The organism is Pseudomonas sp. GD03944, assembly GCF_029839275.1.
GTDB lineage: Bacteria > Pseudomonadota > Gammaproteobacteria > Pseudomonadales > Pseudomonadaceae > Aquipseudomonas.
Genome location: NZ_JAOCAH010000001.1, coordinates 542,986 through 568,835 on the forward strand (window position 1 = coordinate 542,986; position 25,850 = coordinate 568,835).

Consider the following 25,850-nt stretch of genomic DNA (forward strand, 5'->3'; position numbering starts at 1 on the left):
GCGGCTCACCGGCGTTCTCGCTATAAGTCCCGGCTATCTTCGTTACCGGCCGTATCAGGCAGACCATGAGCCAAGCTGACCTCCTCGACAAAGACCCCGTGTTCCAACTCAAAGGCAGCATGCTGGCCATCACCGTGATGGAGCTGACGCACAACAACCTCGAGCGCCTCGACCAGCAACTGGCCGAGAAAGTCGCCCAGGCCCCGGCCTTCTTCAGCAACACCCCGCTGGTCCTGGCCCTGGACAAGCTGCCCGAAGGCGAAGGCGCCCTTGACCTCAGCGCGCTGATGGCGGTCTGCCGTCGCCATGGCCTGCGCACCCTGGCGGTGCGCGCCAACCGTGCGGACGACATTGCGGCCGCCACCGCCCTGGACCTGCCGGTCCTGCCGCCGTCCGGCGCCCGCGAACGCCTGCTCGAAGTCGGCACGCCGGCGCCGAAGAAACCGGAAAAGCCCGTCGAGCCGGAAGTCAAACCCAGCAAGGTGATCACCTCCCCCGTGCGCGGCGGTCAGCAGGTCTATGCCCAGGGCGGCGACCTGATCGTCCTGGCTCCGGTCAGTGCCGGGGCGGAACTTCTCGCCGATGGCAATATCCATGTTTACGCACCGATGCGCGGCCGGGCGCTGGCCGGCATCAAGGGCAACACCAAGGCACGCATTTTTTGTCAGCAAATGGGTGCGGAACTGCTGTCGATCGCCGGCCAGTACAAGGTCGCCGAAGACCTGCGCCGCGACCCGCTCTGGGGCGATGCGGTACACGTCAGCCTGTCGGGTGATGTGTTGAACATCACCCGCCTTTAACGGATACTGCCGCCAATTTTCAGGGACACAAAAAGGGCATCTGGAAGCCTCTTTCGGCTACGGATTACCGCTTTTATCTTCACATTTTGGGGTGAATCACCTTGGCCAAGATCCTCGTAGTCACTTCCGGCAAAGGTGGCGTCGGTAAAACCACCACCAGCGCCGCCATCGGTACCGGTCTCGCCCTGCGCGGCCACAAGACAGTCATCGTCGACTTCGACGTCGGTCTGCGTAACCTCGACCTGATCATGGGCTGCGAACGCCGCGTGGTGTACGACTTCGTCAACGTCGTCAACGGCGAAGCCACCCTCACCCAGGCCCTGATCAAAGACAAGCGCCTGGAAAACCTCTACGTCCTGGCCGCCAGCCAGACGCGCGACAAGGATGCCCTGACCCAGGAAGGCGTCGAGAAAGTCATCACCGAGCTGGGCGAGAACTTCGAATACGTGGTCTGCGACTCCCCGGCCGGTATCGAGAAAGGCGCCCACCTGGCCATGTACTTCGCTGACGAAGCGATCGTCGTGACCAACCCGGAAGTCTCCTCGGTCCGCGACTCCGACCGCATGCTCGGCCTGCTGGCCAGCAAATCGCGCCGCGCCGAGAAAGGCGAAGAGCCGATCAAGGAACACCTGCTGCTGACCCGCTACAACCCCGAGCGCGTCACCAAGGGCGAAATGCTCGGCGTGGAAGACGTCGAAGAAATCCTCGCCATCCGCCTGCTGGGCGTGATCCCCGAATCGCAAGCGGTGCTCAAGGCCTCCAACCAGGGCGTGCCGGTCATCCTCGACGAGCAGAGCGACGCCGGCCAGGCGTACAGCGACGCCGTTGACCGCCTGCTGGGCAAGGACGTGGCCCACCGCTTCCTCGACGTTAAAAAGCAGGGCTTCCTGCAACGGCTATTTGGAGGTCGCGAATGAATATTTTCGACTTCTTGCGTTCGCGCAAGAAGGAATCCACGGCCTCGATCGCCAAAGAGCGCCTGCAGATCATCGTCGCCCACGAGCGCGGCCAGCGCAGCCAGCCGGACTACCTGCCGGCCCTGCAACAAGAGCTGGTCGAAGTGATCCGCAAGTACGTCGCCATCGACTCGGACCAGGTCCAGGTCGCCCTGGAAAACCAGGGCAGCTGTTCGATCCTGGAGTTGAACATCACCCTGCCCGATCGCTGAAAATCTATTTGGGCTTGCTGCGCGTCGGCCCTGCTGCGTTAAAAACAGGCTCGGAATGCTCATGTACAACAGTACACTCCGCTTCCTCAACTGTTTTTGCCTTGCAGGGCTCTAGCTCGCAGAGCCCAAGATAGATTTTTTGCCAAGTTGAACGAATGGCGGCCTCGATGGCCGCCTTTTCGTTTTCACTGCCCCACACAGCCAGAACGCCCATGCCCCTCAGCCAGATCGAAATTATCCACCAGGACGCCGCCCTGCTGGTGATCAACAAGCCCACCCTGCTGCTCTCGGTGCCAGGCCGTGCCGAGGACAATCGGGATTGCCTGGTCACCCGCCTGCAGGAAAACGGCTACCCCGAAGCCCGCATCGTGCACCGGTTGGACTGGGAGACCTCGGGCATCATCGTCCTGGCCCGTGATGCCGACAGCCACCGCGAGCTGTCCCGTCAGTTCCACGACCGCGAAACGGAGAAGGCCTACACCGCCCTGTGCTGGGGCCACCCGGAGCAGGACAGCGGCAGCATCGACCTGCCCCTGCGCTACGACCCACCCACCAAGCCGCGGCACGTGGTCGACCATGAGCGGGGCAAGCACGCCCTCACTTATTGGCGCGTGCTGGAACGCCATGCCGAGCATTGTCGGGTGGAGCTGACGCCGATCACCGGCCGTTCGCACCAGCTGCGCGTGCATATGTTGTCCATCGGTCACCCGCTGCTCGGCGACGGGCTCTACGCCCACGAGAAAGCCCTCGCGGCCTACCCGCGCCTGTGCCTGCACGCCAGCATGCTCAGCCTGACCCACCCGCAAAGCGGCGAACGCCTGCGCTTCGAGTGCCCCGCGCCGTTCTAGATGCGACAGCCCCTATCTGTAGGGGGCTTTAGCCGCGACAATCTCGAAATCGATGGTGCCGCCAACGCCCTGAAAGCTCGGGGCTGAAGCCCCTCCCACATCCGAGCACCAGCCGTCAAAGCTGCCCTTATGCCTGGCGACGCGGCCAGACCAGGCTGAAGTGCGCACCGCCCAGGGCTTCGCTGCGGCCGAGTTGGGCGCGGCCGCCGTGCCAGTAGATGATGCGCCGCACGATGGACAGGCCGAGCCCGTGGCCGCCGGAGGCGCGGGTGCGGCTGTCGTCAAGACGCAGGAACGGGGTGAAGATATGCTCCCAGGCCGATTCCGGCACGCCCGGGCCGTCATCCTCGACATCCAGCCGACAACGCTGCCAGCCCACCTGGTAGCTGATGCGCACCCGGGATTCGGCATGGCGCATGGCGTTGGTCACCAGGTTCTGCAAGGCCCGGTGCAGGTAGCGCAGCTCCGCCTCGACCACCGCCCCGCCGCCATCCTGCGCATGCAGCGACGGCCCGCGCTCGACCCGGACACTGGCACGCAGCGGCGCCAGTTCGGTGATCACCTGGTCGATCAGGCCGTCGAGGTCCACCTGCTGGAAATTCAGCGCCGGCGAGCCCTGCTCCAGGCGCGCGTAGGTCAGCATCTCGTCGACCAGCTTGTCGAGGTCCTGGATGTCGTTGTCCATGCCCTCCATGTACTTGCGCCGGGCGGTTTCCGTTTCGGCGTCGCCGATCATTTCCAGGCCGAAGCGCAGGCGCGCCACCGGCGTGCGCAGCTCATGGGACACCGCCCGCACCATCTCGCGCTGGATGCTCAGCGAGCGCTGCAGGTGTTCGGCCATGGCGTTGAAGGCGGCCGCCAGGCGCCCCACCGAGTCGGTCCCCGGCGAGGGCACCCGCGCGTCCAGACGACCGCTGGCGATGCGTGTGGCCGCCCCTTCCAGCTCGCGCAGGCGCTGCTCCAGGGGGCGCACCAGCAGGTACAGCATCAGGCCGATCAGACTCAGGCCCACCGCCCCGATCAGTACCAGCAACTGCGGCGGATAGGGATTCATCTGGTACAGCGGGCCGATCTCCAGCACCCAGGGCGTATCGACGATGCCGGAGTACACATGGATGGTGTCGCCACCCTTGCCCAGGGCCATCACCGTATCGCCCTCGTCCACCCGGCGGCGCTGGTCGACGTCCAGGTTGGCCTCGTCCAGCCGCACCAGACGCAGGTCGAAACCGAACTGCTTGGCTTCCTTCAGCTCGGCCAGGCGCTGCGGCTGCTCCTCAACCGGGTAGCGGACCAGCTCATCGACCAGCAGGTAGATGGTGGCGCGGGCCAATTGCTCGCTGACCTGCTGAACTTCGCCGGTCAGCACCAGTTGTTCGTCTTCGCTGATCAGGCCGTAGACCTCGGCCGCATGGGGGCCGGTCTGCTGCACCAGCACCTGGCCGCGCTGCACCGCCGCCCGCGCGCCGCTGTCGGTCACCGCCTCGGTCAGCGGCTGGATGGTCAGCGGGATGCCCAGCAGGCGCCCCCAGACCGTCACCGCCATGCGCCGCTCCACCTCGCTCATGGGCTGCAGGTTGTCCGCCATCAGGCGGAAGGTGCCCCGGGCCAGGCGCTCGCGGTACTGGTCCGAACGCACCTCGTTGACCAGGTGCAGGGCGCCCACGCCCAGCAGCGCCACCAGCACCAGCACGCTGAGCATGCCGCCATAGATGCGCAGGAAGATCGAGTTCATCGGGTAGGCCGCCCGCACAGGCTGCGCCGCAGGGTCATTGCGCGGTACCACTTCATTCGTTCGACCACAGGCCCTCCTTAATAAGCGCCCGATTGCGGCTTACGCCTCGGCAATCCCCAGGGCCTCGGCGGCTTCGGCGACGAACAGGTAGCCCTTGCTGCGCACGGTCTTGATCAGGCGCGGGTGCATGGGGTCGTCGCCGATCTTGGGGCGAATCCGCGAAATGCGCACATCGATGGAGCGGTCCTGGCCGTCGTACTCGATGCCGCGCAGGGCGTTGAAGATTTCCTCACGGGAGAGAATGCGCCCGGCATTGGAAGTCAGCAGCCACAGCAGGTCGAACTCGGCGCTGGTCAGCTCGATGCTCTGCTCGCCCAGCCAGGCCTCGCGCATGGCGCTATCGATGACCAGAGGGCCGAATTCCAGGCGCCGCTGCTCGGCCGGAACCGCCGGCTCATTGCCCTCGCGGCGACGCAGCAGTGCACGGATGCGTGCCAGCAGCACCCGCGGGCGCACCGGCTTGCACACGTAGTCGTCGGCGCCCATTTCCAGGCCCAGCACCTGGTCCATGTCGTCGGTGCGGGCGGTCAGCATCAGGATCGGCCCGTCGTAGCGGTCACGCACCTTGCGGCAGATCGACAGGCCGTCTTCGCCCGGCAGCATCAGGTCGAGGATCACCAGGTCCGGGCGCAGCGACAGAATGCGTGCGGCGGCCTGGCCGCCATCGGCCTCGATGCTGACCGTCAGCCCGTTGCTCTGCAGGTACTCACGGGTCAACTCGGCCAGGCGCTGGTCGTCTTCGACGATCAGGATGTGCCACGACTCTTGCTCCACTCCTACCTCCCGGGCGACGGCAATCGAAAAATGCCCGGCATTGTAGCAACGCCGCACCGCCAGCGGCGCTCAATCTGTGGCCCACACCAGGGCCACGGCACCGTTGCATAAAGCAGGCCCATTGCCCTGAAAAAACCCTACATGTTGTGTTCCTGTGATCGACTCAGAAACTTGCGCGATGAAATGTAAAAAAGCGTCGGTAGACTGACCGACGGTGTAAAACGACGTATCCCAGCAGCCATGCGGCCTTGGGCGCCTTACCCCAAGATAACCCACAGATTATCCACAGGCGAACCCACGTTTTGTTGACTTGCCATCCCCAGACGACCGCACTATCTTGTATCCCCATCGCGCCAAACCCCTACATCTTGGGTTTTGATGACGAAAACGACACAAGCACATCTGCACCGTAAAGGTCCAGACAAAGAACTAGAACAGTGCAGGTGGAACGCTTCAATGGTCGCATCGTGCGTCACAACGTCGACACAGGCCCTCTGGCGTGATGATCACGCCCCGTCGCGTCGATCACCGCATGAAACCCTTGCAGCGATACCACTACATATAGTAGTGCCGGCCATGACCGGTCACGACTCGAAAAGCCAGGGACGGGCTTCAAGCAACACCCTTCCTGCCCAGTTTGCAAGTCCCAGCCGCCCGGCCGTTTCCGGGCGTCTGGCGTTGTGGAAATGGAATGAACGGCCCCTGTGCCCCGGCACTCAAACGGCTTAGCGCTCAATCAAACGTATAAAGAACACGGAGACATCCATGCATACCGACACAACTCGCGAGAACCCGCAGGCCACAGCGCCGCAGGCCGCCGATGCCAGTCAGGAGCTCAGCGCCACCGCGCCGGGCCAGCTGCGTGTGATCAAGCGTAACGGCACCGTCGTGCCGTATACCGATGACAAGATCACCGTTGCCATCACCAAGGCGTTTCTCGCTGTTGAGGGCGGCACTGCCGCCGCGTCGTCGCGTATCCACGAAACCGTGGCCCGCCTGACCGAGCAGGTCACCGCCACCTTCAAGCGCCGCATGCCGTCCGGCGGCACCATCCACATCGAAGAAATCCAGGACCAGGTCGAACTGGCCCTGATGCGCGCCGGCGAGCAGAAAGTCGCCCGCGACTACGTGATCTACCGCGAAGCCCGCAGCCAGGAGCGCAAGAGCGCGGGCGCCGGCAGCGAGATCGCCCAGCCGCACCCGAGCATCCGCATCACCGCCGCCGACGGCAGCCTGCAGCCGCTGGACATGGGCCGCCTGCAGACCATCATCCGCGAAGCCTGCGAAAGCCTGGCCGAAGTGGACGGCGGCCTGATCGAGCGCGAAACCCTGAAGAACCTGTACGACGGCGTTAACGAGAAAGACGTCAACACCGCCCTGGTGATGACCGCCCGTACCCTGGTCGAGCGTGAGCCGAACTACTCCTACGTGACCGCCCGCCTGCTGATGGACAACATCCGCGCCGAAGGCCTGGGCTTCCTGGGTGTCGCCACCAGCGCCACCCACCACGAAATGGCCGACCTGTACGCCAAGGCCCTGCCGGCCTACATCGAGAAAGGCGTCGAGTTCGAACTGCTCGATCCGAAGCTCAAAGACTTCGACCTGGAAAAACTGGGCAAGGCGATCAACCACGAGCGCGACCAGCAGTTCACCTACCTGGGCCTGCAGACCCTGTACGACCGTTACTTCATCCACAAGGACGGCATCCGCTTCGAACTGCCGCAAGTCTTCTTCATGCGCGTGGCCATGGGCCTGGCCATCGAAGAGAAGCAGAAAGAAGACCGTGCGATCGAGTTCTACAACCTGCTCTCCTCGTTCGACTACATGTCGTCCACGCCGACCCTGTTCAACGCCGGTACCCTGCGTCCGCAGCTGTCCTCGTGCTACCTGACCACCGTGCCGGATGACCTGTCGGGCATCTACAACGCCATCCACGACAACGCCATGCTGAGCAAATTCGCCGGCGGTCTGGGCAACGACTGGACCCCGGTGCGCGCGCTGGGCTCCTACATCAAGGGCACCAACGGCAAATCCCAGGGCGTGGTGCCGTTCCTGAAGGTGGTCAACGACACCGCCGTTGCCGTGAACCAGGGTGGCAAGCGCAAGGGCGCTGTCTGTGCCTACCTGGAAACCTGGCACATGGACATCGAAGAGTTCATCGAGCTGCGCAAGAACACCGGTGACGACCGCCGCCGCACCCACGACATGAACACCGCGAACTGGATTCCGGACCTGTTCATGAAGCGCGTGTTCGACGACGGCCCATGGACCCTGTTCAGCCCGAGCGAAGTGCCGGACCTGCACGACCTGACCGGCAAGGCCTTCGAAGAGCGCTACGAGTACTACGAAGCCCTGACCCAGTACGGCGGCAAGATCAAGCTGTTCAAAACCATCCAGGCCAAAGACCTGTGGCGCAAGATGCTCTCCATGCTGTTCGAGACCGGCCACCCGTGGCTGACCTTCAAGGACCCGTGCAACCTGCGCAGCCCGCAGCAGCACGTGGGCGTGGTCCACAGCTCGAACCTGTGCACCGAGATCACCCTGAACACCAACAAGGACGAGATCGCCGTCTGCAACCTGGGTTCGGTCAACCTGCCGAACCACATCGTCGACGGCAAACTGGACCTGGCCAAGCTGGAGAAGACCGTCAAGACCGCGGTGCGCATGCTCGATAACGTCATCGACATCAACTACTACTCGGTCGACCAGGCGCGCAACTCCAACTTCAAGCACCGTCCGGTCGGTCTGGGCATCATGGGCTTCCAGGACGCGCTGTACCTGCAGCACATCCCGTACGGTTCCGATGCCGCCGTCGACTTCGCCGACAAGTCCATGGAAGCGGTCAGCTACTACGCCATCCAGGCCTCCTGCGACCTGGCTGACGAGCGTGGCGCCTACTCCACCTTCGAAGGCTCGCTGTGGAGCAAGGGCATCCTGCCGCTCGACTCCCAGCAGATCCTGATCGAGGCCCGTGGCCAGAAGTACATCGACGTCGACCTGACCGAGTCCCTGGACTGGGCACCGGTCCGCGCCCGCGTGCAGAAAGGCATTCGTAACTCGAACATCATGGCCATCGCGCCGACCGCGACCATCGCCAACATCACCGGCGTGTCGCAGTCCATCGAGCCGACCTACCAGAACCTGTACGTGAAATCGAACCTCTCGGGCGAATTCACCGTGATCAACCCCTACCTGGTTCGCGACCTCAAGGCGCGCGGCCTGTGGGACAGCGTCATGGTCAACGACCTGAAGTACTACGACGGCTCCGTGCAGCAGATCGAGCGCATCCCGCAAGACCTGAAAGACCTGTACGCCACCGCCTTCGAAGTCGAAACCAAGTGGATCGTCGATGCCGCCAGCCGTCGCCAGAAGTGGATCGACCAGGCTCAGTCGCTGAACCTCTACATCGCCGGCGCCTCGGGCAAGAAGCTGGACGTGACATACCGCATGGCCTGGTACCGTGGTCTGAAAACCACCTACTACCTCCGTGCCCTGGCCGCGACCAGCACCGAGAAATCCACCATCAACACCGGCAAGCTCAACGCCGTGTCCAGTGGTGGCGGCGAAGGCCTGAGCGCGGCTCCGGCCAAGGCTCCGGCGGCAGAAGCGGCGCCGGCACCGGCTCCGGTTCCAAAGGCGTGCGCCATCGACGAACCAGACTGCGAAGCCTGCCAGTAAGGTGTTCGGCAACGCGCGGATCTGAGCGGCGCCCGCGTTGTTGCCGTGTGAACCGACCCCGGTCATGTACAGACGTACACTCCCGGGGCCGGCCCACCCGGCGCCTAGCGCTCACTCGCTCAGCTTCGCGCTCGGGCGTCGAGCCAAAGCTAGAGTCAACTGAGCGGTATCCCCTCTCCTTCTGGAGCGGGCGGGAGGCAAGCCTCCCACGAACAATCTGCCCCTGCCCGTCGCGGCGGGGGTATCGGGAGCCGGAGCGGCAAGCCGCCCGCCCCGATCCGTTTTGCCCTTGCGCGCAGTACGCAACGCAGAATTACGACTATCCATACCGACCGGCCCCATTCGCCGGTCCTCACGCAGGAGCCAAGCCATGCTGAGCTGGGATGAATTTGACAAGGAAGACGGCGCCGAAGCGGCTGCCGCCACCAAGAACACCAACGCCCAACAGGCGGACATGAGCCTCGACAAGCTCAACCAGGTCGGTGGCAACGCTGCCATCGAAGCACGCGCCGTGTCCTCCGAGGACTCCGACGCCGTTGCCCGCGCCAAGAAAGCCCTGAACGACCTCGACATCCAGGAAGGCCTGGACGACCTCGAAGGCGCCAGCGCCCGCGTGCACGTCGGCGACAAGCAGATGATCAACGCCCGTGCCGACCTCAATCAGCTCGTGCCCTTCAAGTACGACTGGGCCTGGCAGAAATACCTGGACGGCTGCGCCAACCACTGGATGCCGCAGGAAGTGAACATGAACGCCGACATCGCGCTCTGGAAGAGCACGGACGGCCTCACCGAGGACGAGCGCCGCATCGTCATGCGCAACCTCGGCTTCTTCTCCACCGCCGACAGCCTGGTTGCCAACAACCTGGTGCTGGCCGTGTACCGCCTGATCACCAACCCCGAGTGTCGCCAGTACATCCTGCGCCAGGCCTTCGAGGAAGCGATCCACACCCACGCCTACCAGTACTGCATCGAATCGCTGGGCATGGATGAAGGCGAGATCTTCAACATGTACCACGAGATCCCGAGCGTCGCGAAGAAAGCCTCCTGGGGCCTCAAGTACACCCGCTCGATCTCCGACCCCGAGTTCAAGACCGGCACCCCGGAAACCGACCGCCAGTTCCTGCGCAACCTGATCGCCTACTACTGCGTACTGGAAGGCATCTTCTTCTACTGCGGCTTCACCCAGATCCTCTCCATGGGCCGCCGCAACAAGATGACCGGCACCGCCGAGCAGTTCCAGTACATCCTGCGCGACGAATCCATGCACCTGAACTTCGGTATCGACGTGATCAACCAGATCAAGATCGAGAACCCACAGCTGTGGGACGCCCAGATGAAGGACGAAGCGACCCAGATGATCCTCCAGGGCACCCAACTGGAAATCGAATACGCACGCGACACCATGCCGCGCGGCGTACTGGGCATGAACGCCGCGATGATGGAGGACTACCTCAAATTCATCGCCAACCGCCGCCTGACCCAGATCGGCCTGAAAGAAGAATACCCTGGCACCACCAACCCCTTCCCGTGGATGTCGGAAATCATGGACCTGAAGAAAGAGAAAAACTTCTTCGAGACCCGTGTGATCGAGTACCAGACCGGTGGTGCGTTGAGCTGGGATTGATACCAGTTTGAAATCACGCTAGATTCCTAAGCACAACTAGGGCTTAGTGACATCTTAAAAGCCCCCGTTAATCGGGGGCTTTTTTATTACTACATTTAAAGGAATATAAAAATGGCTATAGTTCCCGGAGCCAGAAAAAAAGATGTATTCACAGATTCACTCACAGGAAGTTATGGTCGATTTAAAACAAACCATAGTTTCAGACTCGACTACTTAATGACCAGCGTACCAATAAAAAGAATCAACACCCTATATACAGCATCAGACATATTTCCTATAGAAGAAATCAACTTTGAAGCACTGATACAGCGAAGCATTGACAAAAGGCGCGTACAAAAAATAGCAAATGAATATCTTGAACAAGGTGCAGGGAAAGTCGTTTTCTTCCCTCCTCTCCTAGCATGCGTAATTTTATTAGACAAGGAAGAGGCAATAAAAGAAAGATATGAAAAAATCGATTTTTCGCACACATCAACTGTAGGCGACCCCTTAAAGATCACGTGGGATATTGACGGATTTCAGTTTGAACTCCCGATCGCAGAATCGACAGAATCTGACAGGCAGGCTGAATTTGATGGATGTAACTATCATTATTTTGAATACGCAGCCTCATTAAAGCTAAATCCAACAAGAGCCAAGCTGGTAGTTCTAGATGGTCAACACAGACTTGAGGCCATAAAGCTGCTCTGGGGAAATAAAGAAAAAAAACATATCGTTTCCGAGATAGAAGTTCCGATATGCGTTGTTTGGGCGCCGAGTGCTGATCACTCGACTATAGAGTCGATGAGCAAAGACTTCCGAGAACTGTTCGTAAGAGTCAACCACGAAGCCAAAACTGTTAGCGGGCACTTCATCACGCTATTAAAAGACAACAGCTACTCTGCATGCACCATTCGAAAACTTGCCGACCGCTGGAAAAATCAATATTCACCTGGAAACTGGAATCGCTTACATTTACTGGAATGGAACGAACGGGAAGACAACAAAGTAGATCAAAGGACTCGTCAATTTTCCATCACAACCATATCTATAATATCTAGATTTCTTGAAGATTACATATTCAACAATAGTAAGGCCGCATCAATACTTGAACTTACAGAAGTGCGCGAGTCTCTAGAGTCTATAGAGCCAGAAGTAAACTGGGCAGAAATAAATGACGCCACCACATCTAAAGAATTCGACAAAATCATAGAGACTCAAATAGACAAGACTTTGGTAAGCGCTCTTAACACAATCTTCCGATTATCAGCCCCCTATCTAAAACTGGAGTCCAACGTAGGCAATGCATTTGAAAAATTACAAAAAAAGGTAGACGAAAATACAGAGTCCTTTATCTCCCTAAAACAAAACTATCTAGGCAAATATATTTACAAAAAAGCTGAGTATTTTGAAGCACCTGCACTAGGCGCACTAGAAGAGTTCCAAAGCTGGATAAAGACGGATGACTCGGATAGAATTTTTTTCTATCAAGTATTTCAGCAAGCCCTCCTGCGACTATGGGCCAACGTCGCCGCTGACCTACATAATTACAACATATCCACAGAGAACTCCACCCAGGCGCTAATAAACTCTTTAAACAACTTCATTTTCAGCAAGGGAAAAGAGTTCTTAACATCCGGAAAAAGATACACAAACCGCATGCTTTGGCGTAACGAGTCAATACTGCAGGGGACTACCGGCGCAAGGAACAACTGGCTAAATGCACTAACAGCGACTCTATTAAGAGAAAGCTGTAGAGAAGATATACACTCATACCTTGAATCAAAAACTCAAGACTATAGACGTGCAGAGATAGATAAATGCCTCCAATCACTGGCAGCAAAATCAACCAGAGATTATGTCAGTGCATTACGAATTGAAATACTGAAAGAAACAGATAAAAATTTTGACGATTACTTTGAGAGTGAAGAAAAAATCAGATCCCTGCAACTCTTAAAATTATCAAACAAAAAAGAAGACAAAGAAAATTTCAAAGAAGAAATAAACAAAAAATCCGAACAACGTCTATTCCTAGCCCTAACCGAAATGAGCAACAACCTAGGAATTGCCATTGAAGAAATTTCAGATCAATGAATCTATTTTCTCCAATCCAACTTTGGACTCCGGGCGATAACTTTGTCGCCCCGGAGGTTGTGTTTCATAGCGATGACCACAATCAACTAAAAAGACTGTATCGTAGAGCCACTCAAAAAAAAGCTTCAATTCAACACTGTCGTTTTTATAAAATTCTCCCAAATGGAAAAAATTATGAAAACTTAATACAAGCATACATCCTGCATAAAAATGAACACAGCATCCAATGGATCAACTCAACAGCTTCCGCTTTAAGACACTGGAAGATTAATCTTGAGCTAGTAAACGATCTATGCAGGGCTTTCAACGAGCTAAACCATGAAACCTATACTAACTTAGCCGGAAAAATAGACAAAGAAACAATACTACCAGAGACTGGCACAGCAATAGATTTACTTAATGAAATATGCAATGAGATTATTTATATACTTTGCGATAAGACGCCATATTGCTTTACAAAATTCGACCACAACCACAAGGCGTGGTGGTTATACCAGACGTCTATAAAATCCAAAATCAAAGACACCTTAGCAAGAATCAATAAGACATATCAAAAAAAACCGCCAGAGCGCCTAACTCCGTTAGTCGCATGGCTAACAGAACTTGAGAAACAATTTGACAAATTTCTAGCAAATGAAGCAATGAACTGGCCACGCCAAGATGCAATTAAACATGCATCAGCATACTGCTGGGCACTTTGCGAGAGGCAAATTTCCTCCGGAAATCCTAGCCTAGCTCTATTGATGGCTCATCGAAGCATTGATCTTCTTCTACTTTCAGAATGCATATCGAACAATCTTATAAGCTTCGCGAAAGACAAATCGGGATCATACACAACAAGCACTGAAAAAATATCAATATCGGAATCCCTAAGAGTCCTGAACAATTATCTTTCACCCAACGCCAAGAGGGACGAGCTTTTCACAAAAATAAACTCCTGGAGAAATCAGCTTCTATACACTCATTATTTCACAGGAACAGAAGAAAGCCATACATTACAGATGCTATTAACAGCTAGACTCCATATGGAAAGCATTGGGGGCAGAGCCTGGAAAAGGACACAAGAATTCTTCTTATCCCCACCGACCATACTGCCTTTCAACCTACTAAACGTGGAAAACAACCTAGATAAAATGTATGAAGAAATAGAACTAAGCTAAGATAAGCGAATCAACAATGTAATCGTCATATTTACCTGCAAGATACGACAACCCTCTATGGAGATGAGAGAAGCATGCTTTCTTCACATCCTCAATCCCTATGCCTAATCCGTCCTGCCTGAGACGGAGCATCAATAAATTCAAATAAAGTTCCTCGTTCCCGCCTGTAAAAGTACGCCAATCTATTTCAATACCACCATGAAAATTAAACTCTTCTTCTGGCGGCATCGACGGATTAGCAAGTGAAATACATAACGCATGCCGACAAATCGAGTTGTAATGCTCGATACCCGTCTTGCGCTTGAGGGTCGATAGCTGGATCTTGGCGGCAGCCGTCAGGCGAATTCGGTCGATCATAATGCGGCTTCTAACTGGAACTGATGGGCTTTTACGCTGGCAATACTGCGGCGGCTTTCGTCGTCGAAGGTCAGGGCGTATTCACGGTTCATATGCTGTTCAAGTGCGGTATGCACGCTGCCTTCCACCTCCTCGTCGGTGGAAAGTACCAATACCTGGTGCGAGACCTTGGCGAAGAAGTTATGGATCAATGCCTCACGGTGCGAGCGATCCAGACGAGCCAATGGCGTGTCCACCACCACAGGGAAGCGGCCTTTGCGCTCACGGATCAATGCACTGAGTACAGCAACGGCCAGGATCTGCCGCTCACCAGCAGACAAGCGCTCCATGGCCAGGCTGTGTCCGTTTACGTCCTCGATGGATACGGCGTAGGTTTGCGGCTCCACCAGTACGCGCGATATCAGGTTACGCTTACGCAGCAGTTGCTTGAATTCGGCGGTGATCATCTCCGATAGCCACTGCGCCTTCGAAGCCAACAACCGCTCACGGAATATGGCCAGCGCCTTCTTGGCGCGCTCTGCAGCTTCAAACGCCTTGAGCTGGAACTCGCTCTCACGCGATTCGGTACGCAGCTTTTGGCGCGCGGCATTCACGCGGCTCTCGACATGCTTCTGGCTTGTACGGGCCTCTTCCAGGCCACGCGACAACTCTTTCAGTTGCAACTCTGAGCTAGATACTGCTTGGGTATATGCCTCCATCCGCGCAAACACATCGGCGAGCTGCCCTTTCTCTGGAATCTGATCAACCGCCTTCTGAGCCTTGTCGACCTCGTGCTGAGCCTCTTCGACGGCCTGCTGCGTCTGCTTGAGGCGGGCCTTGGCCTGCTGCAGGCGCGGCTCTATCTCTGCAGGGTCACCGCCCGGCAACAGCAGCGGCTCATGTTGCTTCGCTGCCTCCAACGCTTGGAGATCCTGGGCAAGCAACGCAGCTACGGCCTGCCTGGCTTGTGGCGCTTGAGTGTCGAGCAAGGCCAACACGCGCTGATCGCGCTTACTGAATTCATCGCTCAACAAGGCCGCATGCTGCGCCTGTTTGTCCTGTTGCCACTGAGCTTTGTAGCTATCCCACAGTGGTCCCAGCCAGGCCAGCGGCAATGTGGGGTCTTCGAGGGCGGCCACTCGCTCGCTCTTCGCGGTGGCATAGCGCTCCTGGCACAGTTTCAGTCGCGCCTTGAGTTCGGCGGCCTGTTGATAGGCCTGCAGACCGCTACGTTGCGCCTCGACCGAGAAGGTTTGCAAAGCGCGTTGGGCATTGTCCAAATCGGTTCGGGCTGCGCCCTGCTGTTGTGTCAGGAGGGCAATACGCTCGTTGATGGCATCCAGTTGCGTCTGGTGCTGCTCAAGCTGCGTTTGCACCTCGCTGATCTCGCCCGAGATCGACTTCTTACCGCCGGCCCGCTTCTCGACTGCCTTGAGATCAGTGGCCAACGCATCGATACCGCCCAGCCCCAGAAAGACTTCCGTGGCTCGCCGAAGCAGTTGCGGCAGACGCTCGGGGTTGGCCAATGCTTCAATCTTCTCGCCGTCGAACAGGAACAGGTGCACCAGCTCGACCGGCAGAATGCCATTGATAAAGTCATCCCACTCTTCGGCTAGCGCGATATCCTCACGGCTCTGCTGGTACACGCGGAACACTTCACGGAGCGATGCGCCCTTAGCGATCCACTCGCGGCGGATCGTCAGCACCTGTCGCTCATCACCTCGTTCGATGGTGAGGACTATCTCGATACGCGAGTTGCCCGTTGCATCCTGCCGCTGCAAGCCGGCAATGAGCTGTTCGTACTCGGAACGCCGGGCAATGTTTACGGCTTTGTAGCCGTACAGGCCAACTTGCAACGCAGTCAGCAAGGTCGTCTTGCCGCTGCCGTTAAGGGCCTTGATAAGGATGACCGGGCGCGTTTCCGCAACGCTGAAATCGAAGCTTTGTTGCTCGCGGAATGGCCCCAGGTTCTCGATGGATATGTGGTTAATCGTGAGCTTGGCCATGGTTACTCTTCAACTTCTTCTTCGACCAGCGGGATCAGCTCCAGCTCTTTGTCTTCATCAATGTCTTGTTCATGGCTCGCCTCGTCGGGCGCTATCTGGTCGCGGTGACTGAGCGCAAACGCCAAGGCCTCGTCTTCGGTGCGGAATGCATTGGCCTTGAGCACGGCATCGAGCCGATCCAGATGCAGGGAACGCTTTTGCGACTGCATGGACTGAAACTGTACGGCCAACAGATTGCGAGTAAGCCGATACAGGCGATCAGCCGCCTCGGGGTCGAGCTCAGCCGCGACCGCCTTCAAGAGGTCAAGGTCTTCGTTTTCAAGGGGGTGTTGTTCCAAAGGTTTACCCGGATATGGCTCACCGAAAACACGCTCATAGATCTGCGGCACCAGATCTTCGATTTCCCCTTTTTCCTCAACCCAGATACGGCGAATGGCGTCCATCTCATCGAGCGGGATAAGTTCGATTTGGTCATGCCCCGGCACTTTTGCATCGCGCACGGTCTTCTGAGTACGCAGCAACTCTTCCAGCAAGGTGGCGCGGTATTCCTGAAGGTAAGGACCGTGAATCAGCTCATCGCGCTCGTTCATAACCTTGATGCGGCCATTCATACGCTGGAAGTCGCGCTTGTCCCAATCCTTGATCGTCAGGTAGGTGTTGCGGAAATCAAGGATCGGCTGCATCCACGACTTTTGCTCGTCGTTCTGAATCATTGCGGCCATGGATTTGTCCTGCGACACCATGGTGCAGACATAACAGCCAAAGCGGCTATCGCCACAGCTCGGCGTAGATTTGTCGACCACCACCGGGCACTCGGCATCGGGCGTCGCGCCCTTGTAGATGTCGAAAAGATCCTGGTTATCGACGCCCCAGGGATTCGGAGAAGTGAGGACGTACATCCACACGTCATCACTAGTCCAGGTTTCAATCGGCAGGTAGACCCATACCCGGGACAACTTGGGGTTGGCATTACGGCTCAGGCGATCGCGGGAGCTACCGCTGTAGGCGTCCATTACCTTGTCACGCGCGGCGCTTTCCCCACGGCGCTGACCAAGCACCAGAATCGCTTCGTTGTTGGCTTCGGAAAGCTCCTGGATGAACTTCTCGGAGGCACTGATTTTCAGGCGATCGGTGCACCAGCGAAAACGATTGCGGGGGGTCGGGTACCCCTTGCCAATCAGGTTTACCCAGAAGCGGCTCTCCAGATCAGGCGTCAGACGATGAGGGTGGATTGGGAGCTTCTGGCGCTGCGCTTCGTACTCCATGGTACGCAGCGAGCTGACTACCCATGCGGCAATCACCGGGTTTTCCACCAGCGTGTCAGTGCTGATAACGTGAATATCTTTGGTGCGCTGCTCGGCCGGCAAGGCTGCGACCGCTTTCCAGATCAGTTGCAAAGAGGCAGTCGAGTCCTTGCCACCGCTGTAACCGACAATCCACGGCAGGGAGTCGGAACAGTACAGTGACTGGATTTCTTCGATAATGGCCTCGGGTGGAGTGCTCATGTGGGCTTCCGCTTAAAACTCAAGATCTTTCCCGCTGAGCAGCGAGAAAGGCATTTTCGATTTCCTGCTCTTCCTGGGTCAGGGGTAACCCAAGGGAGCACTTGATTTGGTTGCAGGTCAGGGTGACGTTCTGGCTGTTCTTGGTCATGCGCCCGCCAGTCATCGCCCTGCCCTCCCAGGTGCCGATATTCTTGCGTGACCAGTCGATCTCACCAAGCTTGCTCAGCGCCTGCTGCAGATCGGATTGGCCGCTTTGGTAAACGTACTTGCCTACCCGCCCCAGCGCCTGCAGCACAATGGCGTGCGAATGGATAAAATCCTGCCGTACCTCGCCAGCCGTCATCTTGCCGTTACGCACATGTACCCACTCGGGGATCAGCTCGCCGACGGTTTCCCAGTAGGCCAGACACTTTTGAGAGGCGCTGGTGAAGTCCTCCAGCTCTTTTTCGCTGAGCATTTCCAGAATGGCAAAATGTAAAGCGCTCAACGTGAACAGTTTCCGTGACCGCGCCGAGAGAGAAGAGCGCTCGCTCTCAATCAGGTTACGGAATACGCGAGATGTAAGCCCGAGGTGCTTCGCTACATTGGCAGCGGCACTACGGTGCTCATACAAAACCCCCAAGGAAGGAGACGGCTTGACCGCATGCCGGTTGAGGTCGGCAAACATCTGCTGGCAACGCTGTAAGCCGCGATCATGGAAGAACACGACCGCTATGGTTTCGTCACCAAGCTCCGGCTTGGCTTCAAGAGCCTGCTCAATGGCGGCTCGCCGATGCTGACCATCGTTAACGATGAATCTGGCATCCAGATCCACCTTGAGGGTGCCCATACGAAAGCTATTCGTATCTCCAGCCCCGACAGGCTCGAAGGTCACCTTTCCGTCAATGGACGCAGTGATCGCCGAAAAGGTGTAGTTATCTGGGTTCGCAACGATGTAACGAGCGATCTCAGGCACTCGAGCCTTGTTGATTGAGCGCTGGGCACGCAGCTCAGGCATGAGCTCTTCGTTATCGAACACAAAAATCTTGGCGAGCAGCCTGAGGGGGCACATCGAGACGTAGAACTCACGCCCCGCCTGCACACCGCGAATTGCTGGAAAGGTATAGAAAAAGGCGCTGGTCATAGGGCGCAAACTTTAACAGTTTTGTTTGTAGCCCCACAAACAAACACCCCTAAAAATCAGACAAACAGCTACTAGCCAAATTGCCATCATCTACCACAGCTTGACCCCCTCCCACATGCCTCATACCCTAGCCGTCGGCGCCTAAGAAACGCCTTTTCACACAGCGGCCCGCCCGCATCCGACATTCGCGGCTTTTTTGTGCCTACGGCTTGCCCGTGCGCGCAAAAAAACACCTCTGATATGTCGGGAGTGGGCTAATACAAAACCCGAAAGGGGAATATGTCCGGCCCTCTGTGTGGGGTTTCTTAGCTCCCGGCACCCAGCCCTAAGAAAGCTGGCCACATCACACAGAGGTAATGGATATGCCTATCACCCCAAGCCTTCGGCCCGAAGGCACTTCGCTGCACGCCCCCTCCATCGTGGAGGTGCGCCATGCCTGAAGACCTGCTGACCCCCACCGTATTCACCCGCCACAAGCGCCAGCTACGCGCGGTGCTGCTGGAAGACCAATGCTGGTTCTGCGCCCACGACCTGGGCCGACTGACCGGGTTTGCACAACTGGCCGAGCGGGTCACGCGCAACCTGGACGATGACCAACACCGCCAGGCCTGGGTGCGCGACGGCAATGGCGACTATGTAGACGAGCTGCTGCTCAGCGAATCGGCGGTGTACGCCACCCTGGTGCACTTCTTCCACCCGGAGAACCGCTGCATTCGCCAATGGCTCACGCAACACGTCATCCCCACCCTGCGCGACCAACACCGAACGGCGCCTGACCAACCCCGCCGGGAAACCCTGCACGGCCCGACGCAATCGCTCACGCTGCTGCGCTGGCAAGGCGTGCTGTGGGTGCCCTATCGGCAATGGCCAGAACTGAGCGCCAGCGCTGAACGCTGACGTAGGATGGGTGGAGCGGAGCGATACCCATCGCTCCGCCGCCCGAGGACTTAGTAGAAAGCCCAGGCACTTTTAATGCGCGATTTAAGCCGTATGCCTAGCATCAATACCCTTTATCCAGCTCGCGCAAAATATCACGCACGGGTATACGAAGAACGTCAGAGTAATAGGCTTTGAAACCGTAAGCAGTAAATCTCGCAATACAGGGTACTGACTGCTTAGCGCTGAGAGCCATACGCAACTCTTGCGCTTCCAACGGGCGCTGAGTGCGCCCTTCATTAATATTTTCAACAAACGTAAGTGACGAATAAAACACGAAGGATTCAGACCTAGGCTGAATGGCATGAACCACTCCATCTGCTCCGTATCGCTCAACCCCATATTCCTTTGGTGCGTTATCGCCATCAAGCGAACAGAGCAGCAGGCCACCTATAAGTGAACCCTCGGGTTTGAAAACACTTAAAAGTTCGGTATCAGAAGAAAATTTGACTGTATAAGAATATTCATGCGTCCTTGAAAGCTCAAGATAATCAAGTTCTGCGGGGGTAACGTTATGGCCTTTGGCACACCCCCATAAGAAAGGCAACTTCACCATCCACATGTATCTAGGCACGATAGTACCCCAACACACTTTCCACTCCGAATATTTTCAACCTTATTTATCCAGCTCGCGAAATATATCCGCAACAGGTATCTGCAAAATTCCAGAACGATATGGTTTGAAACCGTAAGCAGCAGCCCAATACACGCAAGACACTGATTGCCTAGCACCCAATATCTCCCGCAAATCCTGCACTTTCAAATCTCGATAACTACGCCCATCATTAATATTTTCGACGAACAAAAGTTCTGACTGAAAGACAAACGGCGCCATACTTTCCCCAGATGTAGCGGCGGAAATCAATCCTTTTGCCACATACCGTTCAGAGCTGTGTTCATTTGGCGTATCGCTAACGAGCGAACACCTTAACAGACCGCTTACAGACGACCCCTTGGACTTGAACACATTCGAAATATCGGCATCAGAGGTAAAGAGGACTTTATAAATATCTGCACTCCCCCTCGAGCTATCAAGATAATCAAGCTGCGCGGGAGGAATATTGTGGTTTTTAGCGCACCCTAAAAAAAACGGCAATGCCATCAACCATAAATACCTAAACATGACAACCACCTACGATATAACTGGTAACTGACTCGAAAAGAATATCCGCTGCCGACACACCGTCTCGAACAGGACTCTTGAACATGCTGAGTGCATCTTCATGATTAATATCCACACGAGCATTGATATCTGGCCCACTTACGACCTGCCATTGCTCACCGAACTTGGCAATCGCATCAGAGGCATTTGGATTTGTAGAGGCAGCTCGAACATTTATCCAAAATCCACTCACTGGCTCAGGCTTGCTGAAATAAATGTCAGAGCCTAGCCAAACCAGGGCGCCCTCCCCGACAGGATCCAGGGTAATGAGCATTTCAACCTTATACCCCTTATCACTGAGATTTTTTGAAAGGTGTGCCCCATTCCACCCCCCAAGACTGTGCCCAACAATATAGACAGGGGCCGAAATATCTGGAATACCCTTATACACATACTTATCAATATCCCAGCCGCCGCGAACGTCACTATATCCCAAATAATGGGATGTATAGGAATCCAAGTGGCCAGCACCTTTAATACGCGCTTTAAAATAATCATGCGCTGATTCAATATTATGATAGGCACCAGCAAAGTAATACGACTCCGTATCCCCTGCCCCACCAACGAAGAAAACAACTACCCGACAGTTATTGACCTCAACGACCTTGGGGGTCTGGTTTTGCGGTGGCGTCAGCATGACGGGTGTCGTCATGGTGCCGGTTTTTCCGTTTGGGAATACCAGTTTGTAAGCTTCCATGCTCAGTCCTCGATATAGATTTCCACGGTTTCACGAACGGAATTGGTAATCAGCTTGGTAAAGCCTTCTGCGTCCGACTGGCCGTATTCGATGCGTCCGTCTTCATGCTTGACCGCATAGTTGCGGTAGGTGAGCGGCCTGCCGCTGCGTTTGTCTACCAGCTTGAATCGATCTTTGAAGGCGGCCTGAATATCCAACGGCAACACCGGGACAAACGGCGCACCGCCGCCGCTGTTGCCGATGATGACGGTACCCGAGCCCGCAATGACGGTATTGCCATGCCCGCCCACGCTGCCGAGGGTGGCGGCGTTCAGGCCATTGATGAACACGGTGGAGGACACATTGCCCGCGATCGGGCTGCCGCAGGCCGATACGTCGCTGAGTCGCGCGGCGCTGAGACCGTCGAACAGCACATCACCAGAGCCGGTAACGATGGGGTTGATGCCATGCCCGGGGATTGGGCAGGCGGTGGGGTCGCTAAGACGCGCAGCTGGTTTGCCGCTCATTCATGCACTCCTTGGTCCGAGACCTTCGATGAGAAACGCTGTACTCCAGCCGGCCATTGTACGGATGAACGGCATCACTCGGTATTGAAGCGCTGCACAAGCCAGGCATTGATGTGCAACAAACCTGTACGGTTGCAGCGCCAAACGCTCAAGAACGACAGGCGTTACAATGCCCCGCCGTTTTATCAGAGCCCGTCCCTCGATGTTCACCCTCACGCACCTGACCACCCCGCCGCCCGAGTCCCTGAAGAGCCAGGTGCTGCAGATGGTGGTGGACTATTTCAGCGATATCAGCCCGGTGCCGCTGACGCCCAGCAACCCGCTGTATCAGCTGTACCAGTACGTGATCGGCTACGAGGTGCACCTGTATCTGCAGGCCATGAACGGTGCGGAGGACAGCCCCACGCAGCTGATGCTGGCCCTGGATGACCAGGACCCGTCCCAGGTGCTGGGCTTTGCGCTGTACCTGCCGAGCCAGGATGACTCCGAGGCGTGTACCTTGGCCTACATGGCGGTGCAGGCCAGCCACCGGCGACGCGGCATCGCGCGTGCCATGCTGCAGCAGGTGGTGGCCGAGCGCCCCCACGTCGAGCTGGCGTGCGTGGCCGGCAAGGTGCCCTACTTCGAGGCCATGGGCTTTCAGGTGTTGGCGGCGAAGGGACCACAGGTGCTGATGAACACCCGCGCCCAGCGCTCGGACGGCATGGTCGCGGTGCAGGACCTGGCGCCGGTCTTTCAGTCCATCGAGGTGCGGCAGATCCATGCCTACCTGGTGAAACAGCACGGCCAGAAGGCCATGGGCGAGGCCGAGAAGAAACGCGACCGCCACCTGGATCAGCTGGCTTACCAGGCCGAGCAACTGGTCCGTGAACGCCTGACGCCGACCCTGCACTGAGCAGGATACCCCGCCGACCTAATCGCGGACGGCAGGCGCCTGGGTACCTTCGGTGGAAAACGCTTCGCGGTTTTCCACCCTACGCATTGGTGTCCATCACGTGCCGCGAGCTGATCCGCAGCGTTTTGCGTGGCCGGTCACGCGGCCCCGCAGGCCGATGCCCTACCCTGCTCCGATTCCCCCGGAGCAGACCGCGATGAACGACGGTAGCAACCTGATCCTCTTCCTCGCCACCCAGCTCCTGCTGCCCGCTGACCTGGGTTACGCCTATTGCCGGAGCAAGGGCAGTGCCACGCAGTCCTCGCAGGCAGGCGGTATGGCGATGGGCTTTCTTGCACGGCGTTTCGAGAACCCAGGCAAGTAGAACCGGCAGCAGCCTGCCCTTTTCCGAACTGATCCGCACACTGTTCACGCTGGCAAGGAACCTGAAGATGGACATCCGCTTTCTGACCCTCATGGAGTTTCAACGGGTCTATTTCTACCGATTCATCACGCTGGCCATTCTGGCGGCGATTGGTCTGGTGATCCTGTTCGGCGCTGCCACCGCGCCTGTTTCCGATCTGCTGTTCGTCGGGGGCGTGCTGCTGCTCATGGGCTGGCGTTTCGGCGTGGAATGCCTGCGCCTGAAAAAATGCGGGCCGGCCTTTATCCACAACGATGAGCTGGTTATCTCCCGCGACGCCAATCGCCGGCAGATTCCGCTGACGAACATCCGCTCGGTTACGTCGAAGCACAGCTTCTTCATGGTCCGGCGTTACCAGTCCTGGAGCGATCACCTGGCGTTTCTGGAGTTCACGCTGAACACCGGGGAGCGTGTCTACACGCTGGTCGAAAGTGCCGTTTTCGAGCGACCGGCAGCCAAGCAGAGCCTGGCCGCCCTTCAGGCCGCGGTGCTCGCCGCCAAGGTGAAAAACACCTGACGGCTACTTCTTCACGCAGGCAAACAGCGCGTTCCCGGACGCGTTATCCCAGGGAGTCAGCTTCTCGTAGTCATGCGCCAGCACGTGCACCTCGAAGTACGGTTCCAGCAACGTCTGCAGCTCGGTGAAGCTCACGGCGACCATGGGGTGCTCGTCGTGCCAGACCTGGGTTTCGCCTGCCACGGTGCGTTCGATACGCAGCCTGAGCGATTGCCGCTCGCCCTCCCCAGCGTAGTGCCAACCGGAGCTGAAGCTGAACAGACCGTCTTCGTGCCGGGCGGTGTGGGTAACGAACGAGGCATTGTCGATCCGCCGCTTGTCGACGGCGTTGAAGCAGAACACGCCGCCCGCGGCCAGCGCCTCATGCACGCTGGCGATGCAGGCCTTTAGCCGGTCGAGGCTGCCGCTGTAGTGGATGGAGTACAGGAAACAGGTGATCAGGTCCGCCGGCTCATCCACGGTGAAACCGCACATGTCCTGCCGGGCGAAGCGCGCTTCCGGGCAGCGGATGGCAGCCCTGTCCAGCATGGGCTGGTTGATGTCCAGGCCGCCGCTCGTATAGCCGGCATCGATGAAATGCCGGACATGGGGGCCGGTGCCGCAGGCCAGGTCGAGGTGGCGCTTGCCGCCATTGCCGAACAGCTGGTGCAGCCGGTGCACGCAATGGCTTTGCGCTTGGTAGTCGATATCGGCGCACATCAGGTCGTAGTAACCCGACAGGTCGGTGTAGAGGGCATTGCCAGACATGGGAGACCTGAGGGGGGTGTTAACCGGGGTGCGGCGGGCGCGCATCATATATCACGCCATGGCCGGGAGGCACCGGTGGTGGAAAACGCTTCGCGGTTTTCCACCCTACGGGAAGATCACCCATCCCGCTGACACCGCCGCAAACGGTGCACTAGACTGCCACGGCAGCGCCCCTCGGCCTGTCTTGTATCCCTTTGCCGGCTGACATCCGATGCCCAAGCTCCACCACTACCTGATCCGCTACCCCTCGGCGAGCCTGCTGTTCGTGCAGTTGCTGGGGATCGTGCTGTACCCGTTCATGGAGACGCTGTCTGAAGGCCGTGCCATCATCGGCGCCTTCGGCATCGTGGTATTGGCCATGTCGCTGCGCATGGTGCGGCGCGGCCCGACCATCAAGTGGATCGCCTTCACCCAGGCCGCGTGCATCCTGGCATTGACCGTGGCCGCCGAATTCGATGACAGCAAGCCGCTGGTATTGCTGCTGGCGGCCCTGGAATCGAGCTTCTACTTCTACGCCGCCGCCAGCCTGATTGCCTACATGATGGAGGACCAGCGCGCGAGCACGGACGAGCTGTTCGCCGTCGGCGCCACCTTCACCCTGCTGGCCTGGGCCTTCGCCCATGCCTACTCGGTCTGCCAGTTGCTGATTCCTGGCAGTTTCACCGCCGCCCTCAACCCCGAGGCCGCACGCACCTGGGTCGAATTGCTGTTCCTGAGCTTCAGTACCCTGTCCGGCGTGGGCATGGGCGACATCCTGCCGATCAAGCCCTTCGCCCGGGCGCTGGTGATGCTCGAGCAGTTCACCGGGGTCATGTACATCGCCCTGGTGGTCACCCGCCTGATCGGCCTGACGATTCGCACGCGGCAATACTGACCCACTGATGCCGTCGCGTCGCCCGCTCTTCGCTTGCTGCATGCAAAGCAGGCGGCGCTGCAGGTTGCCATCACCAAGTCATCACACAACCACACCAGCACCCGAGTCATAGCGGTATCCAACAAAAATTATTAATTCATTAAATATCAGATAGTTAAACAACAGCCAGCTGCTGTGTTTTTATAAATCAGACGAAAGCACGCACAAAGTCATCGTACATCTTGTA

General features: G+C 57.7%; 24 protein-coding genes. 13 read left to right on the forward strand and 11 right to left on the reverse strand.

The window, feature by feature from the left end; genetic code table 11:
* Positions 1-65 precede the first annotated feature (65 nt).
* The 4 genes from minC to N5C28_RS02645 all read left to right on the forward strand — a co-directional run bounded on the left by minC (position 66) and on the right by N5C28_RS02645 (position 2,816).
* Complete coding sequence (gene minC, locus N5C28_RS02630) at positions 66-800, forward strand: septum site-determining protein MinC (RefSeq protein WP_279819767.1); 735 nt, start codon at positions 66-68, stop codon at positions 798-800.
* 101 nt (positions 801-901) lie between these two features.
* A complete protein-coding gene (minD, locus tag N5C28_RS02635; RefSeq protein WP_279819770.1) occupies positions 902-1,717 on the forward strand; it encodes a septum site-determining protein MinD in 816 nt (271 codons plus the stop codon).
* Entirely contained in the window at positions 1,714-1,968 is a 255-nt protein-coding gene (minE, locus tag N5C28_RS02640; RefSeq protein WP_279819772.1) for a cell division topological specificity factor MinE, read from the forward strand. Before minD ends, minE begins: the two co-directional genes overlap by 4 nt.
* 167 nt (positions 1,969-2,135) lie before the next feature.
* Positions 2,136-2,816: an RluA family pseudouridine synthase gene (locus N5C28_RS02645; RefSeq protein ID WP_279819775.1), complete on the forward strand. Its 681-nt coding sequence runs from the start codon at positions 2,136-2,138 to the stop codon at positions 2,814-2,816.
* Positions 2,817-2,943: 127 nt separating this feature from the next.
* Here N5C28_RS02645 and N5C28_RS02650 read toward each other — a convergent pair whose 3' ends face one another.
* Together N5C28_RS02650 and N5C28_RS02655 are read right to left on the reverse strand one after the other, a co-directional pair.
* Positions 2,944-4,548, reverse strand: coding sequence for an ATP-binding protein (locus N5C28_RS02650; protein WP_279819778.1), 1,605 nt, complete (start codon positions 4,546-4,548; stop codon positions 2,944-2,946).
* A 99-nt stretch (positions 4,549-4,647) separates the two neighbouring features.
* Positions 4,648-5,382 (reverse strand): response regulator, encoded by a 735-nt coding sequence (locus N5C28_RS02655; protein ID WP_279819779.1) that lies wholly within the window; start codon positions 5,380-5,382, stop codon positions 4,648-4,650.
* A gap of 765 nt (positions 5,383-6,147) precedes the next feature.
* On the opposite strand from N5C28_RS02655, the gene N5C28_RS02660 reads away from it, so the two are divergent.
* From N5C28_RS02660 to N5C28_RS02675, 4 genes are all read left to right on the forward strand, one after another.
* Complete coding sequence (locus tag N5C28_RS02660; RefSeq protein ID WP_279819781.1) at positions 6,148-9,060, forward strand: ribonucleoside-diphosphate reductase subunit alpha; 2,913 nt, start codon at positions 6,148-6,150, stop codon at positions 9,058-9,060.
* A 370-nt stretch (positions 9,061-9,430) separates the two neighbouring features.
* Entirely contained in the window at positions 9,431-10,684 is a 1,254-nt protein-coding gene (locus N5C28_RS02665) for a ribonucleotide-diphosphate reductase subunit beta (protein WP_279819783.1), read from the forward strand.
* Between the two features lie 111 nt (positions 10,685-10,795).
* A complete protein-coding gene (locus N5C28_RS02670) occupies positions 10,796-12,757 on the forward strand; it encodes a DNA sulfur modification protein DndB (protein ID WP_279819785.1) in 1,962 nt (653 codons plus the stop codon).
* Positions 12,754-13,917 carry a hypothetical protein gene (locus tag N5C28_RS02675; protein ID WP_279819786.1) on the forward strand — a complete coding sequence of 388 codons (1,164 nt, stop codon included), beginning with the start codon at positions 12,754-12,756 and terminating at the stop codon, positions 13,915-13,917. Before N5C28_RS02670 ends, N5C28_RS02675 begins: the two co-directional genes overlap by 4 nt.
* Here N5C28_RS02675 and dndE read toward each other — a convergent pair.
* The 4 genes from dndE to dndB are packed head-to-tail and all read right to left on the reverse strand — an operon-like array spanning position 13,909 to position 18,887.
* Positions 13,909-14,274 (reverse strand): DNA sulfur modification protein DndE, encoded by a 366-nt coding sequence (dndE, locus tag N5C28_RS02680; protein WP_279819789.1) that lies wholly within the window; start codon positions 14,272-14,274, stop codon positions 13,909-13,911. The two genes, N5C28_RS02675 and dndE, sit on opposite strands and share 9 nt — an antisense overlap.
* Complete coding sequence (dndD, locus tag N5C28_RS02685; protein ID WP_279819792.1) at positions 14,271-16,259, reverse strand: DNA sulfur modification protein DndD; 1,989 nt, start codon at positions 16,257-16,259, stop codon at positions 14,271-14,273. The genes dndE and dndD overlap by 4 nt, the downstream gene beginning before the upstream one ends.
* A 2-nt stretch (positions 16,260-16,261) precedes the next feature.
* Positions 16,262-17,764, reverse strand: coding sequence for a DNA phosphorothioation system sulfurtransferase DndC (dndC, locus tag N5C28_RS02690; protein WP_279819794.1), 1,503 nt, complete (start codon positions 17,762-17,764; stop codon positions 16,262-16,264).
* Between the two features lie 19 nt (positions 17,765-17,783).
* Complete coding sequence (gene dndB, locus N5C28_RS02695) at positions 17,784-18,887, reverse strand: DNA sulfur modification protein DndB (RefSeq protein WP_279819796.1); 1,104 nt, start codon at positions 18,885-18,887, stop codon at positions 17,784-17,786.
* Between the two features lie 432 nt (positions 18,888-19,319).
* Between dndB and N5C28_RS02700 the strand changes: the two genes are divergently transcribed.
* On the forward strand, positions 19,320-19,784 hold the full coding sequence (locus tag N5C28_RS02700) for a Bro-N domain-containing protein (RefSeq protein WP_279819798.1): 465 nt from the start codon (positions 19,320-19,322) through the stop codon (positions 19,782-19,784).
* A 103-nt stretch (positions 19,785-19,887) separates the two neighbouring features.
* Here the strand turns inward: N5C28_RS02700 and N5C28_RS02705 are convergent, their stop codons facing one another.
* The 4 genes from N5C28_RS02705 to N5C28_RS02720 are packed head-to-tail and all read right to left on the reverse strand — an operon-like array spanning position 19,888 to position 22,188.
* Complete coding sequence (locus N5C28_RS02705) at positions 19,888-20,379, reverse strand: hypothetical protein (protein ID WP_279819800.1); 492 nt, start codon at positions 20,377-20,379, stop codon at positions 19,888-19,890.
* A 60-nt stretch (positions 20,380-20,439) separates the two neighbouring features.
* Positions 20,440-20,925, reverse strand: coding sequence for a hypothetical protein (locus N5C28_RS02710; protein ID WP_279819802.1), 486 nt, complete (start codon positions 20,923-20,925; stop codon positions 20,440-20,442).
* A gap of 13 nt (positions 20,926-20,938) precedes the next feature.
* Positions 20,939-21,682 carry an alpha/beta hydrolase gene (locus N5C28_RS02715; protein ID WP_279819803.1) on the reverse strand — a complete coding sequence of 248 codons (744 nt, stop codon included), beginning with the start codon at positions 21,680-21,682 and terminating at the stop codon, positions 20,939-20,941.
* Positions 21,683-21,684: 2 nt separating this feature from the next.
* A complete protein-coding gene (locus N5C28_RS02720) occupies positions 21,685-22,188 on the reverse strand; it encodes a PAAR domain-containing protein (protein ID WP_279819805.1) in 504 nt (167 codons plus the stop codon).
* A gap of 202 nt (positions 22,189-22,390) precedes the next feature.
* Here N5C28_RS02720 and N5C28_RS02725 point away from each other — a divergent pair, with 202 nt between their 5' ends.
* The 3 genes from N5C28_RS02725 (at position 22,391) to N5C28_RS02735 (ending at position 24,003) form a co-directional block, all read left to right on the forward strand.
* The gene (locus tag N5C28_RS02725) at positions 22,391-23,083 is read left to right on the forward strand and encodes a GNAT family N-acetyltransferase (protein ID WP_279819808.1); all 693 of its coding nucleotides are present in this window, start codon (positions 22,391-22,393) and stop codon (positions 23,081-23,083) included.
* Positions 23,084-23,279: 196 nt separating this feature from the next.
* A complete protein-coding gene (locus N5C28_RS02730) occupies positions 23,280-23,447 on the forward strand; it encodes a hypothetical protein (protein WP_279819811.1) in 168 nt (55 codons plus the stop codon).
* Positions 23,416-24,003, forward strand: a complete 588-nt coding sequence (locus N5C28_RS02735) for a hypothetical protein (protein ID WP_279819813.1) — start codon at positions 23,416-23,418, stop codon at positions 24,001-24,003. The genes N5C28_RS02730 and N5C28_RS02735 overlap by 32 nt, the downstream gene beginning before the upstream one ends.
* A 3-nt stretch (positions 24,004-24,006) precedes the next feature.
* On the opposite strand, the gene N5C28_RS02740 is transcribed toward N5C28_RS02735, so the two are convergent.
* On the reverse strand, positions 24,007-24,750 hold the full coding sequence (locus N5C28_RS02740; RefSeq protein ID WP_279819817.1) for a class I SAM-dependent methyltransferase: 744 nt from the start codon (positions 24,748-24,750) through the stop codon (positions 24,007-24,009).
* Between the two features lie 211 nt (positions 24,751-24,961).
* Here N5C28_RS02740 and N5C28_RS02745 point away from each other — a divergent pair, with 211 nt between their 5' ends.
* Positions 24,962-25,624 (forward strand): ion channel, encoded by a 663-nt coding sequence (locus N5C28_RS02745; protein ID WP_279819820.1) that lies wholly within the window; start codon positions 24,962-24,964, stop codon positions 25,622-25,624.
* Positions 25,625-25,850 lie beyond the last annotated feature (226 nt).

Coding starts and splice junctions, on each gene's coding strand:
- minC (WP_279819767.1), top strand. CDS start 66: ATGAGCCAAGCTGACCTCCTCGACAAAGACCCCGTGTTCCAACTCAAA.
- minE (WP_279819772.1), top strand. CDS start 1,714: ATGAATATTTTCGACTTCTTGCGTTCGCGCAAGAAGGAATCCACGGCC.
- N5C28_RS02645 (WP_279819775.1), top strand. CDS start 2,136: ATGGCCGCCTTTTCGTTTTCACTGCCCCACACAGCCAGAACGCCCATG.
- N5C28_RS02650 (WP_279819778.1), bottom strand. CDS start 4,548: ATGAACTCGATCTTCCTGCGCATCTATGGCGGCATGCTCAGCGTGCTG.
- N5C28_RS02660 (WP_279819781.1), top strand. CDS start 6,148: ATGCATACCGACACAACTCGCGAGAACCCGCAGGCCACAGCGCCGCAG.
- N5C28_RS02665 (WP_279819783.1), top strand. CDS start 9,431: ATGCTGAGCTGGGATGAATTTGACAAGGAAGACGGCGCCGAAGCGGCT.
- N5C28_RS02670 (WP_279819785.1), top strand. CDS start 10,796: ATGGCTATAGTTCCCGGAGCCAGAAAAAAAGATGTATTCACAGATTCA.
- N5C28_RS02675 (WP_279819786.1), top strand. CDS start 12,754: ATGAATCTATTTTCTCCAATCCAACTTTGGACTCCGGGCGATAACTTT.
- dndE (WP_279819789.1), bottom strand. CDS start 14,274: ATGATCGACCGAATTCGCCTGACGGCTGCCGCCAAGATCCAGCTATCG.
- dndD (WP_279819792.1), bottom strand. CDS start 16,259: ATGGCCAAGCTCACGATTAACCACATATCCATCGAGAACCTGGGGCCA.
- dndC (WP_279819794.1), bottom strand. CDS start 17,764: ATGAGCACTCCACCCGAGGCCATTATCGAAGAAATCCAGTCACTGTAC.
- dndB (WP_279819796.1), bottom strand. CDS start 18,887: ATGACCAGCGCCTTTTTCTATACCTTTCCAGCAATTCGCGGTGTGCAG.
- N5C28_RS02700 (WP_279819798.1), top strand. CDS start 19,320: ATGCCTGAAGACCTGCTGACCCCCACCGTATTCACCCGCCACAAGCGC.
- N5C28_RS02705 (WP_279819800.1), bottom strand. CDS start 20,379: ATGGTGAAGTTGCCTTTCTTATGGGGGTGTGCCAAAGGCCATAACGTT.
- N5C28_RS02710 (WP_279819802.1), bottom strand. CDS start 20,925: ATGGCATTGCCGTTTTTTTTAGGGTGCGCTAAAAACCACAATATTCCT.
- N5C28_RS02715 (WP_279819803.1), bottom strand. CDS start 21,682: ATGGAAGCTTACAAACTGGTATTCCCAAACGGAAAAACCGGCACCATG.
- N5C28_RS02720 (WP_279819805.1), bottom strand. CDS start 22,188: ATGAGCGGCAAACCAGCTGCGCGTCTTAGCGACCCCACCGCCTGCCCA.
- N5C28_RS02725 (WP_279819808.1), top strand. CDS start 22,391: ATGTTCACCCTCACGCACCTGACCACCCCGCCGCCCGAGTCCCTGAAG.
- N5C28_RS02730 (WP_279819811.1), top strand. CDS start 23,280: ATGAACGACGGTAGCAACCTGATCCTCTTCCTCGCCACCCAGCTCCTG.
- N5C28_RS02740 (WP_279819817.1), bottom strand. CDS start 24,750: ATGTCTGGCAATGCCCTCTACACCGACCTGTCGGGTTACTACGACCTG.
- N5C28_RS02745 (WP_279819820.1), top strand. CDS start 24,962: ATGCCCAAGCTCCACCACTACCTGATCCGCTACCCCTCGGCGAGCCTG.